Genomic DNA, 18,826 nt, shown 5'->3' with positions numbered 1-18,826 from the left:
CTCGCGAGACACCACCTGAGAACCCGCGGCGGCGCGAGCTGCGAGGGTGGGCTAAGCGGCTTCGCCGCTTCAAAAGCAAGAACCAAGTCGATTTCAACGACAAGCTCCTTCAGATCCGAGGGTGCAGCGGGGTGTACGGCACCCGCACCGCTGGCCGATCACCGCGGCCGGGCGCTTTGCAGGTCTGGCGTGGAAGTGCGCCGATCAGCAGCGCATTCTGGTCATCTCGGGGTCGAACACGGGGTCAGCGACGACCGTCGCCGGATATCGCTGGTCGAAGTAGGACACCCGCACGGGGGTGCCCGGATCGGACAGCTCGGCGGGCAGCCACGCGTAGGCGAGGCTCGCTCCGACGCTGTGCCCATAGCCGGCGCTCGTCGTGAAGCCGACGGGGGCGTCGTCGGCGAACACCGGCTCGGATCCCATCAACACGGTGCCGTCGTCGATCCGCAGACAGCACAACCGCCGCCGCGGGGCCTGCTCCCGGCGCCGCAGCAACGCGTCCCGCCCGATGAACTCGCCCTTGTCCGCCTTCACCGCGAAGGCCAGGCCCGCTTCATCGGGATCGTGCAAGCTCCACATGTCCGCCCCCCAGGCTCGGTATCCCTTCTCCAGGCGCAGTCCGTTGAACGCGCCGCGACCGCCGGGGAAGATGCCGTGCTCGGCGCCGGCGGCGGCCAGCAGGTCCCACAGCCGCCTGCCGAACTCCGCCGAGGCGTACAGCTCCCAGCCGAGTTCGCCCACATAGGACAGTCGCAGCGCGAGTACCGGCACCTCGCCGACGAACAGCCGCTTCGCGCGGAAGAACCGGAAGGCCTCGTGCGAGACGTCCCGGTCGGCCAGCTTCGCGAGCACGTCCCGGGCCCGCGGCCCCCACAGGCCGATGCAGCACGTGCCGCCGGTGATGTCGCGGACCTGGACCGCCTCGTCGGCGTGGCGGCGCAGCCAGGCGATGTCGCGCGGGCCGTTGCAGCCGATCTGGAAGGCGTCCCGCGCCAGCCGGGCGACCGTGATGTCGGCCCGGATGCCCGCGGTGGGCTCCAGCATCAGCGTGTAGGTGACGTAGCCGGGCGGCCGGTCGAGCTGGTTGGTGGTCAGCCGCTGCAGCAGGTCCAGGGCGCCGCGACCGGTGACTTCCGCGCGGGGGAGGGAAGTCATGTCGTACATCGCTGCTCGCTCACGGGTGGCCTGGTGTTCGGCGCCGACGATCGGGGACCAGTAGCGCCCCGCCCACGGCCCAGGCTGGGCGATGTCGCGGCCGTCGACCAGGGACTTGTTGCTCTCGTACCAGTGCGGCCGCTCCCAGCCGTTCGCTTCGAGGAACACCGCGCCGAGCTCGCGCTGCCGGTCGTGGAACGGGCTGGTGCGCAGCGGGCGCGGGTGCTCCGGCGGCTGCTGCGGGTGGATGATGTCGTAGACCTCGCGGAAGCTCTGCGCGCCGCGTTCGCCCACATAGGACGGACTGTGCGCGAAGTCCTCGAAGCGGCGGAGATCGGCCTGCCGCAGGTCGATGCCGGGCACCTCGCCGGCCAGCCACTGCGCCATCGCCCGGCCGACCCCGGCGGCGTGGGTGATCCAGACGGCCTCGGCGACCCAGAAGTTGCCGACCTCGTTGCTCGGGCCGAGCACCGGCATGCCGTCGGCGGTGAACAGGAACAGGCCGTTCATGCCCTCGGTGATCTCGGTGTGGCGCAGCGCGGGCAGCAGCTCGCAGGCATCCGCCCACGGCCCGGCGAAGTCCTCGGGCGTGAACGGCTGCACCGACGCCATGCCCTTCCAGCCGCCGCCCTCCGACGGCGCCTCGGCGCCCGCGCCCGGCGCGGCGGTGGGCAGCAGGTCGTCGCTGCGCACCGGGATCGCGCGGTGCTGGTAGGAGCCGATGCCGTAGCGGTCGTGGATCTGCCGGAAGTACATGGAGCTGTCCTGGTGCCGCAGGATCGGCTGCCGGACCTCGCCGTCGGCCGGCTCCAGGCCCGGCACCGGGCTGGTCACGGCGTACTGGTGCGCCAGCGGCTGCACCGGGATCGACACCCCGGCCAGCCGGCCGACCTGCGGGCCCCAGATTCCCGCGCAGCACAACACGGTCTGCACTGCCACGTCGCCGCCGGAGGTGTGCGCGGTGCGGATCCGCCCGTCGCGCACCTCGAAGCCGATCACCTCGGTGCCCGCGGCGAACCGCACGCCGAGCCGCTTCGCCTCGCGCGCCATCGCCTCCGCGGCGCGGACCGGCTTGGCGACGCCGTCGGTGGGCACGTGCAGGCCGCCGTGGATGCGCGCCGGGTCGATCTGCGGGATGCGGTCGTGCACCTGCCGCGGGTCGAGCAGCTCGCCCCGGATGCCCCACGCGGTGGCCAAGCCGAGCTTGCGCTGGAGATCCGCCCAGCGCTCCGGCGTCGCCGCGACCTCGATCCCGCCGACCTGGTGGAAGCACGGCAGCCCGTCGAGCTCCAGCCCGGCGTAGCAGCGGACGGTGTCGGCGGCCAGGCGGCTCATCGTCTCGGACGGGTTGGTCTGGAAGACCAGGCCGGGCGCGTGCGAGCTGGAACCACCGGTGGCGAACAGCGGTCCCTGTTCCACCACGAGGACATCGGTGATCCCGAGGCGCGCCAGGTGGTATGCGGTGCTGCACCCCACGATGCCGGCCCCGACGACGAGGACTTGGGTGCTCGAATCCATCGCTGCCGCCTTGTTGCGTCTACGACAACTCTCCGCGTGTATCGCAACAGTGCGCTTCGACCAAGGGTCGCGTCAAGGACACGCGCGAGTCAATTTCCGCATCGGCCGGTCGAGGGCCGGAGGCCACGCGCGGTGCGCCCCGGCGCGCGCGTCCGGGTGGCGGCCGACCGGAACGGATCAACGCGGATCACGTTGCGGGGTCAGGGGAATCCCCGAGATCCGCCTCGGCGCCCCGGGCGGGGCCGCAATATCAATGGAAACCGGATCTTCGATTTCCGTTGGAACCGCGGTCAGATCAGCCGGCGGATGGCCTGCTCGAAGTGGTCGACGTGGGCGACCGCGATGCGGTCCGCGCGGTCGGCGTCCGCGGCGATCACCGCCTTGAGCAGTTCCGCGTGCTCCTCGACGTGCTCGGAGACGTCCGGCAGCCGGTCGAAGAACAGGTGCCAGATCCGCAGCGCCAGGTTGTAGTACTGGCCGAGGGTGCCTTCGAGGTAGCGGTTGTGGGTGCAGCGGTAGATCGTGCGGTGCACCCGCGAGTCGACGTCCATGATCACCGCCTGCTCGCCGCCGAGGTCATCGGCCAGCGCCCGCAGCTCGTCGAGTTCGGACCGCTCCGCCTCGGTCGCGCGCTCGGCGGCGCGGCGGGCGGCGTGCCCTTCCAAGCGGCGGCGCACGTCGGCGATCAGCGCGTGGTCGGTGATGTTGACCTCGGTGACGAAGCTGCCGCGGCGCGGGTAGATCGCCACCAGCGACTCGGCCTCCAGCCGCTTGACTGCCTCCCGGAACGGGGTGCGGCCGATGCCGAGCTCGGTGGTCAGCGGCTCCTCCTGCACCGGAGCGCCGGGCGGCAGCCGCAGGGTCAGGATCAGGTCGCGCAGCGTCAGGTACGCGCGCTCGGCCTGGGAGAGCGGGTCGCCGGATCGGGAATTGACGGCTGCGGGCACGTCTCGTAGCCTACCCGAAAGACTGATATATCAGTTGTCGATAACTTCTACTCGTGTCATTTCCCCTGGTAGAACCTGCTTCTGCGGGAGGCTGCGGTGTCACGTCCCCTGTTGCCCGAGCCGCCGCCGCGGCTGTGGCGCACCCCGGAACCCAAGCGGCACTACGAGGTGGTGATCGTCGGCTCCGGCGGCCACGGCCTGGCGACGGCCTACTACCTGGCGCGCAACCACGGCATCACCGACGTCGCGGTGCTCGAACGCGGCTGGCTGGCCGGCGGCAACATGGCGCGCAACACGACGATCATCCGCTCCAACTACCTCTTCGACGCCAGCGCGGCGCTCTACAACCACGCGCTGGACCTGTGGGAGCAGCTGCCCGCCGAGCTGGAGTACGACTTCCTGCTCAGCCAGCGCGGCGTGCTCAACCTCGCGCACACCGAGCAGGAGGTCCGGGACTCCCGGCGGCGGGTGTTCGCCAACCGGCTCAACGGGGTCGACGCGGAATGGGTGGAGCCGGCCGAGATCGCGGAGCTGTGCCCGATCCTGAACCTCTCCGACGGCATCCGGTACCCGGTGCTGGGCGCGACGCTGCAGCGGCGCGGCGGGATCGCCAAGCACGACCACGTGGCGTGGGCGTTCGCCCGCAAGGCCGACGAGATGGGCGTGGACCTGATCCAGGGTTGCGAGGTAACGGGATTCGAGACCGACGGCGACCGGGTGACCGGCGTGCGGACGTCGCTCGGCCCGATCGGCGCGGGCCGCGTGGCGCTCGCGGCGGCCGGCCGGACGACGCTGCTGACCGACACGCTCGGGCTGCGCCTGCCGCTGCAGAGCCACCCGCTGCAGGCGCTGGTGTCGGAGCTGCTGGAGCCGATCCACCCGTGCGTGGTCATGTCCAACCACGTGCACGTCTACTGCAGCCAGGCGCACAAGGGCGAACTGGTGCTGGGCGCGGGCATCGACTCCTACAACGGTTACGGCCAGCGCGGATCGGTGCACGTGATCGAGCGCCAGATGGCCGCGGCGCTGGAGCTGTTCCCGATCTTCGCGCGGGCGCACGTGATCCGGACCTGGGCGGGCACCGTGGACGTCACGCCGGACGCCTCGCCGATCATCGGGCCGACGCCGTTCGAGAACCTCTTCCTCAACTGCGGCTGGGGAACCGGCGGTTTCAAGGCCACGCCCGGGGTGGGCTGGGCGTACGCGCACACGATCGCCACCGGTTCCCCGCACCCGCTCAACGAGCCCTACGGCCTCGACCGGTTCCGAACCGGAGCCCTGATCGACGAACACGGCGCAGCCGCCGTCGCCCACTGAGCTCGTGAGTGTTTTGGACCGCCATGGCAATCCAAAACGCTCACGACCCCGTTTGGAGGCCCTGATGCTTCTGATCCACTGCCCCTGGTGCGGCGATCGGGACGAGACCGAGTTCCACTACGGCGGTCAGGCCCACGTCGACTACCCCGAGAGCCCCGCCGACGTCGACGACGCCGCCTGGGCCGAGTACCTGTTCGTGCGCGACAACCCGCGCGGGTTGTTCCACGAGCGCTGGACGCACTCCGCGGGCTGCCGGCGCTGGTTCAACGTCGTCCGCGACACCGCGACCAACGAGATGCACCCGGAGATGCCCGGAAAGGTGGCGCCATGACACGGCCTACTCCTCCTTCCCGCCTGCCGGAGGGCGGTCGCATCGACCGGACCCGAACGCTGCGCTGCACCTTCGACGGCATGGAGTTCGCCGGGCATCCCGGCGACACGCTCGCCTCGGCGCTGCTCGCGAACGGCCGGATCGAGGTGGGCCCGTCGATCTACCGGGACCGCCCGCGCGGCATCGTCACCGCCGACTGCACCGAACCGAACGCGCTGGTGCAGGTGCTCGACGGCGGCCCGGAGCCGCTGGTGCCCGCGACGCGGCTGGAGCTCTACGACGGCTTGCAGGTCGCGAGCCTCTCGGGCATCGGCTGGCTGAGCAACGCGCCGGATCCCACCGTCTACGACAAGAAGTACGTGCACGCCGACGTCGTCGTGGTCGGCGCCGGTCCGGCCGGGATCGCCGCCGCGCTGGCGGCAGGGCGCAGCGGCGCCAGGGTGGTGCTGGTGGAGCAGGGCCGCGAGCTCGGCGGGTCGTTGCTGGACGGCGGCGAGCGCATCGACGGCCGGCCCGCCGTCGAGTGGATCTCCCGCGCGGCGCGGGAATTCGTCGATCTGCCCGAGGTGCGGGTGCTGACCCGCGCCACCACCGTGGGCCACTACGACCACAACTACCTGCTCATCGCCGAGCACCGCGGCAACCGCCAGCGTCTGTGGCACGTGCGCGCCCAGCGCGTGGTGCTGGCCACCGGGGCGCACGAGCGGCCGATGGTCTTCGCCGACAACGACCGGCCGGGCATCATGCTCGCCTCGGCGGTGCGCAGCTACATCAAGCGCTTCGCGGTGCTGCCGGGCCGGGAGGCCGTCGTGGTCACGACGTCCGACAGCGCTTACCTCGCGGCGCTCGACCTGGCCGCCGCGGGCGCGCGTGTCCGCGCGGTCGTCGACACCCGGCCCGAACCGCCGCAGCGGCTCGTCGAGCAGGCCCGGTCGATCGGCGCTCAAGTGTTCACCGGCTCCGCCGTCGTCGGCACGACGGGGGACCGGCGGGTGTCGTCCGCGCGGATCGCCGAGATCGACGGCGCGGGACTGATCGCCGGCACCCCGGTGGACGTCGGGTGCGATCTGCTGGCGGTGTGCGGCGGCTGGAGTCCGGCCGTGCACCTGTTCAGCCAGGCGGGCGGCGCGGTGCGCTGGGACCAGCTGGTGGCCGGGTTCGTGCCCGAGCAGAAACCCGGGCTGCCCAAGGTGATCGGGGCCGCGCGCGGCACCTACGACCTCGCCGGCTGCCTCGCCCAGGGCCTGTCGGCCGGGGCCGAGGCGGCGACCGAGAGCGGCTTCCGGATCGCCGCGCCGCCCGTCCCGCCGGTGACCGGCGACCGGCCGGTCGCGCAGCCGCGCCCGCTGTGGCTGGTGCCCGCCGAGACCGGCGACCCGGCGCGGTGGACGGAGCACTTCGTCGACCTGCAACGGGATGCCACGGTCGCCGACGTGTGGCGCGCGGTCGGCGCCGGGATGCGCTCGGTCGAGCACGTCAAGCGCTACACCACGATCGGCACCGGGAGCGACCAGGGCAAGACCTCCGCCGTGAACGCCATCGGCGTGATCGCCGACGCGCTGCTGGCCGAATCGCCGGGCGAGGTGGGCACCACGACGTTCCGGCCGCCTTACTCGCCGGTGTCGTTCGCGCTGCTGGCCGGGCGGGACCGGGGCGCGCTGCACGACCCGGTGCGGACCACGCCGATGCACTCCTGGCACGTCGCGCACGGCGCGGAGTTCGAGAACGTCGGCCAGTGGAAGCGGCCCTGGTACTACCCGCGCCCCGGCGAGGACATGGCCGCGGCGGTGCGGCGCGAATGCCTGGCGGCGCGCACCGGGGTGGCGATGCAGGACGCGACGACGCTCGGCAAGATCGAGATCGTCGGGCCGGACGCGCCGGAGTTCCTGAACCGGATCTACACCAACGCCTTCGCCAAGCTCCCGGTCGGCAAGGCCCGCTACGGCGTCATGTGCACCGCGGACGGCATGGTGTTCGACGACGGCGTGTCGATGCGGCTGGCGGAGGACCGCTACCTGATGAGCACCACGACCGGCAACGCCGCGGCGGTGCTGGAGTGGCTGGAGGAGTGGCTGCAGACCGAGTGGCCGCACCTGGCGGTGCACTGCACCTCGGTCACCGAGCAGTGGGCGACGGTGGCGGTGGTCGGCCCGGACTCGCGGGAGGTCGTCGCCCGCGTGGCGCCCGACCTGGACGTCTCGGCCGAGGCGTTCGGGTTCATGGAGTTCCGGGAAACCGCGCTGGGCAACGGGATTCCGGCCCGGATCAGCCGGATCTCGTTCTCCGGCGAGCTGGCGTTCGAGATCAGCGTCGCCTCCTGGTACGGCATGGCGGCGTGGGAGGCGGTGCACGAGGCGGGCCGGGACTTCGGCATCACGCCCTACGGCACCGAGACGATGCACGTGCTGCGGGCGGAGAAGGGCTTCGTGATCGTCGGACAGGACACCGACGGCACCGTGACGCCGCACGACCTCGGCATGGACTGGGTGGTGTCGAAGCGCAAGGACTTCATCGGCAAGCGCTCGTTCGGCCGCCCGGACACCGCGCGAACCGATCGCAAGCAGCTGGTCGGGCTGCTGCCGCTGGACCCGGCGGAACTCCTGCCGGAGGGCGCGCACCTGGTCGAGCCCGGCACCCCGCTGGAGCCGCCGGTGCCGATGCTCGGGCACGTCACGTCCAGCTACCGCAGCGCGATCCTGGACCGGACGTTCGCGATGGCCTTGGTGCGCAACGGAAGTCAGCGCATCGGCGAGGTGCTGGACGTGCCGCTCGACGGCCGGTCGATCCAGGTCGAGGTGACCAAGCCGCTGTTCTACGACGTCGAAGGAGCCCGCCGTGACGGTCGCTAGCCCCGCACAGGTCGACACGCTGTCCCTGCGCCGCAGCCCGCTCGCCCACCGGGCGGCCGAGTTCTCCGCGATCGGCACCGATCGGTTGCGGCTGGCGGAGGAGCCGTTCCTGACCCAGGTGAACCTGCGGGTGCACCCGGGCAGCCCGGCGGTGGCGCGCGTCGAGCACGCGCTTGATCTCGCGCTGCCGCACCACGAACCGAACCTCGTCTCGGGCGACGAGAACGCCGCGGCCCTCTGGCTCGGCCCGGACGAGTGGCTCCTGGTGGCCCCGGACGGCCGCGCGGCCGAGCTGGTCGCCTCGGTGCGCGGCGCGCTCGCGGACTCGCTGGGATCCACAGTGGACGTATCCGCGAACCGCACGGCGCTGCGCCTGTCCGGCCCGCTGTCCCGCGAGGTCCTGGAGAAGATCTGCTCCCTGGACCTGCACCCGAGGTCCTTCACCCCGGGCCACTGCGCCCAGACCCTGCTGGGCAGAACCCAGGCGATCCTCTGGCAGCTGACCCCGGAACCGGCCTATCGGATCCTCGTCCGCAACTCCTTCGCCGACTACCTCGCGGACCTGCTCCTGGACGCGGCGCAGGAGTTCGCCGCGTCCTGACCCGGTCCTGGAGCGAACGGCCCGTTCGCCTCGATTGGCGGAGCGAACGGTCCGTTCACCTCACCGCTCTGGATGCCGCCGGACCGGGGTTCGTCAGGGCCGTGATGAGGCGACGGCGGTGGGTGGCGAACTGCTTGGGGCTGTTCATCGCGAACACCGCGATCGTCCGGCCGCCGCGCTGGTAGGTCGCGACGAACCGGCGTGCCTTCAGCGAACCGTCCACCACCGTGATCCGGTCCTTCGGCCCGGCGTACCCGGCGAACTGCAGCGTCGAGCCGTACTGCTGCGACCAGAAGTGCGGCACCCCGGTGAAGGCCGCCGCGGTGTGCCCGGCGAGCAGGTTGCGCACCGCGACCGGCGGCTGGTTCATCGCCGTCGACCAGTGGTCGCTGCGCACCGTGTGCGACCGGTGCGCGGGCTGGTAACGCGCGATGTCGCCGACCGCCACCACGTTCGGCAACGCGGTCACGCACCCGGAGTCGGTCACGACGCCGTCGCGCAGCTTCAGCCCCGATCCGCGCAACCACCGGGTGGCGGGCTCCGCGCCGACCTCGACGACCACGACGTCGGCCGGGATCACGCGGCCGTCGGCGAGCTCCACGCCGGTGACCCGGTCGTCCGCGAGCACGCGCTGGGCGGGCGTCCCGCACCGCACTCGAACCCCGTGGTCCTCGTGCTGCGCGAAGCACAGCGGCGCCAGCTCGATGCCCAGGGTGCGCGCCAGCGGCAGGTGCTGGGCGTCGACGAGGGTCACCGCCGCGCCCAGGGACCGGCAGGTCGAGGCGATCTCGGTGCCGATCAGCCCGCCGCCGACGACCACGACCCGGGCGCCGGCGTGGATTTCCCGGCGCAGCGCCAACGCGTCGTCGACGGTCCGCAGCCGGTGGATGCCGGCGGCTTCGGCGCCGCCCGGCAGGCTCCGCCGGGCGGATCCGGTGGCCAGCACGACGCCGTCGGCGCGGAGCTCGCTGCCGTCGGCGAGCACCACGGCGCCGCGCCGGGTGTCCAGCCGCGCCGCCGGGACGCCCAGCCGCCACTCGGCGGCGAGGTCGGCCTCCTCCTGCTCGCTGCCCAGCGCGAGTTCCTCCGGTTGCAGCTTCCCGGCCAGGAATTCCTTGGACAGCGGCGGCCGGTCGTAGGGTCGGTGCGGTTCCGCGCCGACGATCACCAGCCGCCCGTCGAAGCCCTGCTCGCGCAGCTCCTGCGCGGCCCGCCAGCCCGCCACCGACGAGCCGACGACGACCACGGTGTTCATGCCTCGATCACGGCCGGTGGGGCGGCCGCGGGGAATGACAACAAGCCGACCTCCGTTGCACAATGAGGAACAGAGCGTAGTATTCGCAACAAATCTGACCCTTTGGTTGCGAGAACGTCAAGAGGGACAACGGATGGTTCCGGGATGTGCACCTCGAACGGATACGGTTGACCGGTGGGTAGCGCAGCTGAAGCACGCGGAAGGAGTTCTGGCGCCCTGGTGCAGTCCGTCGACCGGGCTGTGACCGTCTTGGAACTGCTGGCGCGCAATGGGGAAGCCGGCATCACCGAGATCGCCGGGGAGCTGGGAGTGCACAAGTCGACGGCCTCCCGGCTGGTGAGCGTGCTGGAAGCCCGGGGCCTGGTGGAACAGCTGGGGGAGCGCGGCAAGTACGCGATCGGCTTCGGCATCGTGCGGCTGGCGGGCGCCGCGACCGAGCGGATGGACCTGCCCCGACTGGGCCGGCCCTTCTGCGAATCGCTGGCCGCAGACCTGGGCGAGACGGTCAACATCGCGATCCGGGACAACGACGTCGCCATCAACATCAGCCAGGCCCGCGGCACGGCGGCCGTCACGGCGCACAACTGGGTCGGCCAGCGCACCCCGCTGCACGCGACGTCCAGCGGCAAGGTCCTGCTGGCGCACGCGCCGCGGGAGGACCAGGACGAGGTGCTCGTCCGGCAGCTGGAGCGCTACACGACGCGGACCGTCACCAGCGCCGGCGAGCTGCGCAAGGACTTCGAGCTGATCGTCCGCGACGGATACGCGACCAGCTACGAAGAACTGGAACTCGGGCTCAACGCGGCGGCGGTCGCCGTCTACAACCACGAGGGCGACGTGATCGCGGCGCTGAGCGCCTCCGGCCCGTCGTACCGCTTCTCCCGCAAGCGAATGCGCGAGGTCGTCGGCGCGATGCGCGTCGCGGCCAAGGAACTCTCCTCGCAGCTCGGCTTCCTGACGTAGCAGCGGCCCGGCGCTGCTAGTCACGGGAGAGCCAGAGCTCTTCCAGGTCCAGCTGGTGCATGACTCGGCGCAGCACCTCGTCGTCGATGCGGCGGTCGTCGCGGAACTGCACGAACACCGTCCGCTCCGCGGCCAGCATCTCGCCGCGCAGGCGGCGGTACGCCGCCGTCGGGCTCTCGCCGACTTCGTCGGCGGACCGGCCCAGCCGCTCCCACGCCCGGTTGCTGCGCTGCTGCGCGGCGCGGCGCAGCCGCTCGGCCACGTCGCCTGGCGGCTCCGCTTCCGCGGTGAGCTCGTCGAGCCGCTCCTGCGCGGCGCGGGCGGCGTTGTGCTGCGCTTCGGCTTCGGCGAGCGCGTCGGTGTAGTCCTCGGTGCCCCGCACACCGAGCAGCCCGATGAGCCACGGCAGCGTGGTGCCGTGCAGCAGCAGCGTCGCCAGCGTCACGAAGAAGGTCAGGAACAGGACCTCGTTGCGGTGCGGGAACGGCTCCCCGGCCAGCGTCGCGGTGGGGATCGCGGAGGCGGCGGCCAGCGACACCACGCCCCGCATCCCCGCCCACGACACGATCACCTTGTGCCGCCAGTCCGGGTTGCGCCGCCGGAGGAATTCCGGCAGGTACATCACGAGGAACACCCATGCGCCGCGGGCGAGCACCATCCCGGCGGTGAGGACGAGACCGGCGACGACCAGCGGCCCGAAGTCCGTCGACACGCTTTCCAGGACGCTGCGCAGTTGCAGGCCGATCAGCGCGAACACGACCGCTTCCAGCAGCGTGTCCGCCGCGTTCCACACCGCCCGGTCCTGCAGCCGCGTCGCCGCGCTTCCGGACGGCGCGCGGTGCCCCAGGTACAGCCCGGCCACCACGACGGCGAGCACCCCGGAGGCGTGCACCTCCTCGGCGACCAGGTAGGCGAAGAACGGCACGATCAGCCCGACCGCGCTCTCCAGCATGTCGTCGCGCAGCAGCCGCCGGACGCGGTGCACGACCCAGCCGATGGCGTAGCCGATCACCGCGCCGCCGACCGCGGCCAGCAGGAACAAGCCGACCCCGGCCAGCAGCGAGTAGCCGGTACCGATCACGGCGGCCACGGCCACCCGGTAGGCGGTCAGCGCGGTGGCGTCGTTGACCAGGCTCTCGCCGCTGAGCACCGTCATGATCTTGCGCGGGAGCCCCAGCCGGCGGCCGATCGAGGTGGCCGCGACCGCGTCCGGCGGCGCGATGACGGCGCCCAGCACCAGCGCCACGCCCAGCGGCATGCCCGGCACCAGCCACCACGCGAGCACCCCGGCGACGGCGGTGCTGAACAGCACCAGCCCGAACGCGAGCAGCCCGATCGGCCGCAGGTTGGCGCGGATCCCGATGGTGGAGCTGTTGAGCGCGGCCGAGTACAGCAGCGGCGGCAGGATCACCAGCAGCACCAGGTCGGGATCGATCGTGTAGTCCGGCACGCCGGGGATCGACGAGACGGCCAGGCCCACCACGACCAGCGCCAGCGGCGCGGAGATCCCGGTCCGGCGGGAAACTGCGGTCACGGCGAGCGCCCCGGCGAGCAGGGCCATCAACGCGGGTAGGTCGTGCATGCTGTCTCCGGTCGAGGGCGCCTGCGGAATCCGCAGCCGGTGGCTTACGTTCGACAGCACATTGTCCTTCGAGCCGCAGACGCCGCGCTTCCGCATCGCGTTTTAAGCGGCGGCAGCCGCTTGTGGTGCGGGACTCAGCTCGCACCGCCGCGGGTTCTCAGGCGTCTTCTCGCGAGGACAGCCCCGGCGTGGTGAATTGGCATTCATGATGTCGGGGATCCCACAGCGAGAAGGCGCCTGAGGTTCCGCCACCGGAACCGCTACGCAAAATGAGCTTGGAAACAGTCCCTTGGAGGTTCTGATGAGTTGTGCGCACTTGCAGGAGGCGGCGGTCCTCGCGCCGACGCCCAGCCGCGAGGACGGTTGCGAGGACTGCCTCGCCGTCGGCCAGCACGTTTGGTCGCACCTGCGGATCTGCACGGCGTGCGGGCACGTGGGGTGCTGCGACTCCAGCCCCAACCGGCACGCCACTGCCCACTTCCACCGGACCGCCCACCCGGTGGTGCGCTCCTTCGAGCCAGGTGAGTCCTGGGCCTGGTGCTACGTGGACGAGCGGCTCGGCTGAGGTCAGCCCTCCCCGGCGGTCTTCTCGGTGCTCTCGGCCTTGCCGAGCCTGCTGTGCCTCCTGCTGAACATGAAGTAGACGACCAGGCCGATCAGCATCCAGATGCCGAACCGGATCCACGTCCAGCCCACCAGGTTGAGCATCAGGTACAGGCAGGCCGCCGCGGCCACGATCGGGATCACCGGCACCCACGGCACCCGGAAGGCCCGCGGCAGGTCCGGCCGGGTGCGGCGCAGCACCAGGACGCCGATGGACACCAGCACGAACGCGAACAGGGTGCCGATGTTGGTCATCTCGGCGAGCACGTTGATCGGCGTCAGCGAGGCGATGGCCGCCACCACGATCCCGGTGATCACGGTGATCCGGTACGGCGTCCGGAACTTCGGGTGCACCTTGGCGAACCACACCGGCAGCAGGCCGTCCCGGCTCATCGCGAACCCGACCCGGGCCTGCCCGAGCATCAGGATCAGGATCACCGTGGTCAGGCCGGCGATCGCGCCGAGCGAGACGAGTCCGGCCGCCCACGGCGCGCCGATCGCCTGGAACGCGGTGGCCATCGGCGCCGCGGTGTCCAGCTGGTCGTACTTGACGACGCCGGTCATCACCAGCGACACCAGCACGTACAAGATCGAGCAGACGGCCAGCGAACCGAGGATGCCGATCGGCATGTCGCGCTGCGGCTTGCGGGTCTCCTCCGCGCCGCTGGCGACGATGTCGAAGCCGATGTAGGCGAAGAACACCAGCGCCGCGCCCGCCACCAGGCCGCTCAGCCCGAACGACCCGGTCTGCCCGAAGAACGCGTTGACCAGCGGCTCGTCCAGCGGTGCCGCCACGGCGCCGGGCTCCGGCGGCTGGTGCGGCGGGATGAACGGGGTCCAGTTGGACGCCTTGATGAAGAACGCGCCGAAGATGATGAAGAACAGCACCACGGCGAGCTTGATCGCCACGACCACGTTGGTCACCGCGGCGCTGAGCCGGATGCCGATCACCAGGACGGCGGTGAGGATCAGGGCGATGATCGCGGCGGGCAGGTTCACCACGCCGCCGGCGCCCGGGGCGGCGGTCAACGCATCGGGCAATCCCAGGCCGATCGTGTCGAGCGCCGCGACGAAGTACCTGGACCAGCCGACGGACACGGTGGAAGCGCCGAGGATGAACTCCAGCATCAGGTCCCAGCCGATGATCCAGGCCAGGAATTCGCCCATCGACGCGTAGGAGAACGTGTACGCCGAGCCGGCCACCGGCACGACCGACGCGAACTCGGCGTAGCAGAGCGCGGCCAAGCCGCACGCGAATCCGGAGATGACGAACGAGATCGCGATGCCCGGTCCGGCATCGGTGGCCGCGGCGACACCGGTCAGCACGAAGATGCCGGTGCCGATGATGGCGCCGATGCCGATGCCCAGCAGATCGACCGCGCGCAGCACGCGGCGCAGGCGGAATTCCGGGGCCTCGGCATCTCGGATGGATTGTTCGACCGACTTGACACGCATGATTGACATGGGTGGCCCTCCTCACCCAGGCGCCCGGGCGGACCGTCGGCCCGCTCGCGCCACATCGGCGTACCTGAGGACAGGATTGTGTCTCAGGTCACTCTCGGCAAGATGTGTCGACTCATCGTGAGGCGGCCGTGATCAGGGCGGCGGCGCGGGCGCCGGATCCGGCGCCCGCGCCAAATCCGAGCACGGCGTGCTGCTGCCGATCCGCTGAGCCGGGGAGCGGCTCAGCGGATCCGCGGCGTCAGGCGATCCGCACGCCGCGGGTGAGCCCGCGAACCGGCGTGCGCAGCCGGTTCGCGCTCAGCCACAGCGCACCGGCCCCGAGCAGCACGTTGAACCCGAGCCCGTAGGGCCACACGGCCGGGCTCGCCGCCAATGCGTCCTTGTCGTAGTTGTCCTGGTCCGCCCGCATGCTGCGCGCCATCAGCCCGATGGTGCTCAGCGGATCCATCTCGATGATCGGCTCTTCCTCGCCGGTGCGCGGGTTGATCCGGCTCGGCGGGGCGGGGGCGGCGTCGCCGAGCACGACGAACGGGTTCGGCGCCATCAGCCACCAGACGTACTGCGGCTGCGGCGCTTGATAGGTGTAGGGCTCGCCGCCGTAGGAGGCTGCCTCACTGGTCGGCGTGTACGTCTTCTCGTGCATCGTCAACGACAGGGACAGGCCGAAGACGATCACCGTGCCCACGGTCAGGGCGAACACCAGCAGGTAGGACATCAGCGTCGAGGTGATCCCGCGCGCGAACAGCGCCGAAAGGCCCTGCGCCATCGCGCAGATCACGCCGATCAGCAGCGCGACGACCGCGAGCACCGCGAGCGCGCGCAACGGCCCGACGCCGCCCTCGAACAACGCCCACACGACGAACGGCAGCGTCAGCCCGAGGAAGACCAGCCCGGTGATCCAGGCGGCCGCGAACTTGCCCAGCGTGATCTCCCACGCAGACAGCGGCGTCGCCTGCACCGTGGCGAGGGTGCCGCGCTCGCGGTCGCCGTTGATCGACTGCGCCGTCAGCGCCGGCGCCACCAGCAGCGCCAGCGCGAGCACGAACAGCATCACGCCGCCGAACAGCGGGATGCCGGTGTTCCCGGCGGCGATGTCGGAGTCCTCGCGCACGACCGCCAGCGAGTACCTGAGCAGGGCGGCGAAGTCCGCGACGACGACGAACCACGCGGCCAGCAGCCACCGCCACCGGCCGGTGCGCAGCCGCACCCGGAACTCCTGCTTGGCCACGATCTTGATGCCGCTCAAGGTCATCGGCGCTCCTCGGTGTAGGCCAGGTAGGCGGATTCCAGGTGGTTGCCGGTCGGGGCGAAGCTCGACACCTGCACGCCGTCGGCGACCAGCCGCGCGAGCAGTTCCGCCGCGGCCTGCTCGGAAGCCACCTGCACGTCGGCCCCGGCGGCGTGGGCGGCGTGCTCGATCCCGTGCCGTTCCAACGCGGCGACCAGGTCGCCGGAGAGCGCGCGCACCCGCCACACCGCGCGGTGATCGAGCTCGTCCATCCGGTGCTGGCCGGCGGTCCGGCCGCCGTTGACGAACACGACCCGGTCCGCGACCTCGGACAGCTCGCTGAGGATGTGGCTGGACACCAGCACCGCGGTGCCTTCCGCCGCCTGGGCGCGCAGCAGGTCGCGGAGCTCGACGCGGGAACGCGGATCGAGGCCCGACGCGGGCTCGTCGAGCAGCAGCACCGACGGCCGGTGCACGAGCGCGCGGGCGACCGCGAGGCGCTGCTTCTGCCCGCGCGAGAGCACGTGCACCGGTTGGTCGGCGAACTCCGCCAGGTGCACCAGTTCGAGCAGCTCGGCCATCCGGGTCCGCGTGTCGGCGGCCGGGAGGCGGTAGGCCGCCGCGAAGAAGTCCAGGTATTCGCGGGCGGTCAACTGGTCGTACACGCCGAAGGCGTCCGGCATCCAGCCGAGCCGGCGGCGCACCGCCAGCGGATCCGCCACCGGGTCCAGGCCGGCCACCCGCAGCTCGCCCGAGTCGGGCGCCAGCAGGGTGGCCAGCATCAACAACAACGTCGTCTTGCCCGCGCCGTTCGGTCCGACGAGCGCGGTCACCTCGCCGTAGGGAACGTCGAGGTCCAGCCCGCGCACGGCTTCCACCGGGCCGAATCTGCGTCGCACGTCCCTGGCTAGGACTGCGTGGTCCTGCGTAGCCATCGTGGCACTCCTGGTTGTGGATCTTGCGTCCGTAGGACGCGGCGGAGTGCGTTCAGGTTGCGTGCGGTCGGTCGCGGATCAGACCTGGCGGGTCGACCGGTCGTCGCTCCACTTCTCGTCGAGCGCGTCGAGAGCCGAGGTCTTGGTCTCCTGATCGACGGACTTGGCGGCGTCCATCGAGGGCTGGAGCAGCGTGTCCGACGGCGGGGCCGCCACGGGTTCGAGATCGGGCCGGGTGCGCTCGCGGGGCGGCAGCGGGATCCGCGGCCGCGACTCCAGCGGCGGTCGCGACGGCTGCCGCGGCGGCGCGGCCGGCTGGTCGGCGCTGATGTAGAGGGATTCCAGGATCAGCACGATGACGCCGACGGCGAGCGCGCCGATCCCCAGCCACAGGCCGCTCGGGTCGCCGCCGAACCACCACAGCCCGCCCGCTATGCCGCACGCGGCACCGGCCGCGATCGCCAGCAGATGGAACAGCAGGTGGACGGTGTAACCCCTCACGACCCGATTACCTCCCCTGATAATCGCGGCCCGCAGACGATCCCGGTGCGAACAGCGGGCCGCTGTGGAACACGCGCGCCGATCGCGGCGGGTTGCCCGGCGCCGAGCCTTCTCGCGCGCCGGGTGCCGGCGGTGGCCGGACCGTTTTCGATGGTAGCTCCGGTTCCACGCGTTTTGCCCGATCAAGGACTGTCCGGCCGATCACGTCGGGCCCGCCGTCCGGTGCCCCGGCGAACCTGATCACTTTTCACCTGTTCGGGCGAGTGGGGCGGTTCACGCCCGGCGGTCATGAAAGTCCCGAATTACGGTGAATCTCCAAGGGCCACAGCGAAAACGGCATTGGTGCGGTGCCGTTTCGCATCGACGGCAACGTCGCTGGAACCGGTGGCCCGCTGCGGCGTGGGGGGTGGTGCCGGTGATCAATTCGCTGGCAGGGTTCACATGGGCTGCCTCGATCGGCATCGGAGCGATCATCGGCATGCTGATCGCGATGTCCTGGGTGGAGCGCAAGATGCTCGGTTCCGGCGTGCCGCGCCGCGAAACCGCGCGCGGCCGACATCGCGAGACCGGCAGGCTCGTCGCCGAGTACCGGCAGCGAGCGGTGCCGGGCGGGCGACCCCGGCGCAACGCCCTCGCCGCCGTGGTCCTCGCGATGCTCCGGACGCCGGCCGAGGCGGTCCGCGGCCGGGACGCGGCACCTGCCGGCGGTCCCGGCGCGATGCGCCGCCCCGGACCCCGGCACTCCTTCGACCGGCCTACAGGACGCGGAAGTCGGCGAAGTCGAATCCTGGCGAAACAACGCAGCTGACCAGTGTCTCGGCCGTCGCGGCGGCCTGTGCGCACTGCCAGGTCCCGGCCGGGACCACGGCCTGCGGCGCCTGGCCGGCGCCCGCGCCGAGCACCAACCGCTCCGGTTCGTCGACCGGGCGCGGCCCGTCGCCGCCCAGGCTGAGGGTCAACGGCCCGCCCCGGTGCCACAGCCACAGCTCGTCGGAGGCGACCGTGTGCCAGGCGGACAGCTGGCCGGGCGGCAGCAGGAAGTAGATCATCGTCGCGCTCGACCGCGTGCCGCCGTTGTGCTCGATCCGGACCGGCCCGGCCCAGGTCTGCCGGTACCAGCCGCCCTCCGGGTGCGGCAGCAGGTCGAACTCCTCGGCGGTCCGGCTGCGCGTCTCCAAGCTTAGGTAGCGGCCCGCCGCGTCGCGCCGGGCGTAGCGGACGCCGATCACCGCCTCCCGCTCCAGCGGCCCGTAGACGTGCGGGAACAGCGCATCCGACGGCGTGCCCGCCGGGGGCGCCGGGATCGGTTCCTCCCAGCGCACCGGCGCCGACAGCTTCGCCGGGTCCAGTTCCAGCGCCACCATCGGTTCGGTCGTTTCGCGGTACAGGGTGTTCGCCACCGCGAGCACGGTGCGCTCGTCCGGCGAGCAGTGCACGAAGCCCTCGGTCTCGAGGCTGGCGGATCTGACGGGGGAGTCCCGGTCGGCGTGGAAGGTTTTCAGCGGCAGCAGGTGCAGCAGCGTCGATCCAGTCACGCCGACAGTCTCTCCTGCTCGAACCGCCCGACGCGATCG

The 18,826-nt window shown here is 71.6% G+C and carries 16 protein-coding genes; 7 read left to right on the top strand and 9 right to left on the bottom strand.

The window, feature by feature from the left end:
• Positions 1–204: 204 nt before the first annotated feature.
• Together BLW84_RS03665 and BLW84_RS03660 are read right to left on the bottom strand one after the other, a co-directional pair.
• On the bottom strand, positions 205–2,676 hold the full coding sequence (locus BLW84_RS03665; protein WP_093261268.1) for a GcvT family protein: 2,472 nt from the start codon (positions 2,674–2,676) through the stop codon (positions 205–207).
• Between the two features lie 290 nt (positions 2,677–2,966).
• Positions 2,967–3,623 carry a GntR family transcriptional regulator gene (locus BLW84_RS03660; protein ID WP_093261266.1) on the bottom strand — a complete coding sequence of 219 codons (657 nt, stop codon included), beginning with the start codon at positions 3,621–3,623 and terminating at the stop codon, positions 2,967–2,969.
• Between the two features lie 96 nt (positions 3,624–3,719).
• Between BLW84_RS03660 and BLW84_RS03655 the strand changes: the two genes are divergently transcribed.
• The 4 genes from BLW84_RS03655 (at position 3,720) to BLW84_RS03640 (ending at position 8,721) form a co-directional block, all read left to right on the top strand.
• Positions 3,720–4,940 (top strand): sarcosine oxidase subunit beta family protein, encoded by a 1,221-nt coding sequence (locus tag BLW84_RS03655; protein ID WP_093261264.1) that lies wholly within the window; start codon positions 3,720–3,722, stop codon positions 4,938–4,940.
• Between the two features lie 64 nt (positions 4,941–5,004).
• Positions 5,005–5,271 carry a sarcosine oxidase subunit delta gene (locus BLW84_RS03650; protein WP_093261261.1) on the top strand — a complete coding sequence of 89 codons (267 nt, stop codon included), beginning with the start codon at positions 5,005–5,007 and terminating at the stop codon, positions 5,269–5,271.
• Positions 5,268–8,120, top strand: a complete 2,853-nt coding sequence (locus BLW84_RS03645) for a 2Fe-2S iron-sulfur cluster-binding protein (protein WP_093261258.1) — start codon at positions 5,268–5,270, stop codon at positions 8,118–8,120. The genes BLW84_RS03650 and BLW84_RS03645 overlap by 4 nt, the downstream gene beginning before the upstream one ends.
• Positions 8,107–8,721, top strand: coding sequence for a sarcosine oxidase subunit gamma (locus tag BLW84_RS03640; protein WP_093261256.1), 615 nt, complete (start codon positions 8,107–8,109; stop codon positions 8,719–8,721). The genes BLW84_RS03645 and BLW84_RS03640 overlap by 14 nt, the downstream gene beginning before the upstream one ends.
• A gap of 55 nt (positions 8,722–8,776) precedes the next feature.
• Here the strand turns inward: BLW84_RS03640 and BLW84_RS03635 are convergent, their stop codons facing one another.
• Positions 8,777–9,976, bottom strand: a complete 1,200-nt coding sequence (locus BLW84_RS03635) for an NAD(P)/FAD-dependent oxidoreductase (protein WP_093261254.1) — start codon at positions 9,974–9,976, stop codon at positions 8,777–8,779.
• Positions 9,977–10,195: 219 nt separating this feature from the next.
• On the opposite strand from BLW84_RS03635, the gene BLW84_RS03630 reads away from it, so the two are divergent.
• The gene (locus tag BLW84_RS03630) at positions 10,196–10,939 is read left to right on the top strand and encodes an IclR family transcriptional regulator (protein ID WP_093261252.1); all 744 of its coding nucleotides are present in this window, start codon (positions 10,196–10,198) and stop codon (positions 10,937–10,939) included.
• 16 nt (positions 10,940–10,955) lie between these two features.
• On the opposite strand, the gene BLW84_RS03625 is transcribed toward BLW84_RS03630, so the two are convergent.
• The gene (locus BLW84_RS03625) at positions 10,956–12,521 is read right to left on the bottom strand and encodes a Na+/H+ antiporter (RefSeq protein ID WP_093261250.1); all 1,566 of its coding nucleotides are present in this window, start codon (positions 12,519–12,521) and stop codon (positions 10,956–10,958) included.
• A gap of 301 nt (positions 12,522–12,822) precedes the next feature.
• On the opposite strand from BLW84_RS03625, the gene BLW84_RS03620 reads away from it, so the two are divergent.
• Positions 12,823–13,086 carry a UBP-type zinc finger domain-containing protein gene (locus BLW84_RS03620; protein WP_093261704.1) on the top strand — a complete coding sequence of 88 codons (264 nt, stop codon included), beginning with the start codon at positions 12,823–12,825 and terminating at the stop codon, positions 13,084–13,086.
• Between the two features lie 2 nt (positions 13,087–13,088).
• Here the strand turns inward: BLW84_RS03620 and BLW84_RS03615 are convergent, their stop codons facing one another.
• From BLW84_RS03615 to BLW84_RS03600, 4 genes are all read right to left on the bottom strand, one after another.
• Complete coding sequence (locus BLW84_RS03615) at positions 13,089–14,588, bottom strand: amino acid permease (protein ID WP_093261248.1); 1,500 nt, start codon at positions 14,586–14,588, stop codon at positions 13,089–13,091.
• Between the two features lie 238 nt (positions 14,589–14,826).
• Positions 14,827–15,840 carry an ABC transporter permease gene (locus tag BLW84_RS03610; RefSeq protein ID WP_093261246.1) on the bottom strand — a complete coding sequence of 338 codons (1,014 nt, stop codon included), beginning with the start codon at positions 15,838–15,840 and terminating at the stop codon, positions 14,827–14,829.
• The gene (locus tag BLW84_RS03605) at positions 15,837–16,751 is read right to left on the bottom strand and encodes an ABC transporter ATP-binding protein (RefSeq protein ID WP_093261244.1); all 915 of its coding nucleotides are present in this window, start codon (positions 16,749–16,751) and stop codon (positions 15,837–15,839) included. The genes BLW84_RS03610 and BLW84_RS03605 overlap by 4 nt, the downstream gene beginning before the upstream one ends.
• Before the next feature lie 78 nt (positions 16,752–16,829).
• The gene (locus BLW84_RS03600) at positions 16,830–17,252 is read right to left on the bottom strand and encodes a hypothetical protein (protein ID WP_093261242.1); all 423 of its coding nucleotides are present in this window, start codon (positions 17,250–17,252) and stop codon (positions 16,830–16,832) included.
• 415 nt (positions 17,253–17,667) lie between these two features.
• Here BLW84_RS03600 and BLW84_RS45990 point away from each other — a divergent pair, with 415 nt between their 5' ends.
• Complete coding sequence (locus BLW84_RS45990; protein ID WP_143060854.1) at positions 17,668–18,060, top strand: hypothetical protein; 393 nt, start codon at positions 17,668–17,670, stop codon at positions 18,058–18,060.
• Here BLW84_RS45990 and BLW84_RS03595 read toward each other — a convergent pair.
• The gene (locus BLW84_RS03595; protein WP_177226265.1) at positions 18,008–18,787 is read right to left on the bottom strand and encodes a cupin domain-containing protein; all 780 of its coding nucleotides are present in this window, start codon (positions 18,785–18,787) and stop codon (positions 18,008–18,010) included. The genes BLW84_RS45990 and BLW84_RS03595 overlap by 53 nt on opposite strands.
• Between the last annotated feature and the right edge of the window lie 39 nt (positions 18,788–18,826).

Source organism: Saccharopolyspora shandongensis (genome assembly GCF_900106995.1).
GTDB classification, from domain to species: Bacteria; Actinomycetota; Actinomycetes; order Mycobacteriales; family Pseudonocardiaceae; genus Saccharopolyspora; species Saccharopolyspora shandongensis.
This window is presented reverse-complemented; position numbering and strand designations above follow the sequence as displayed.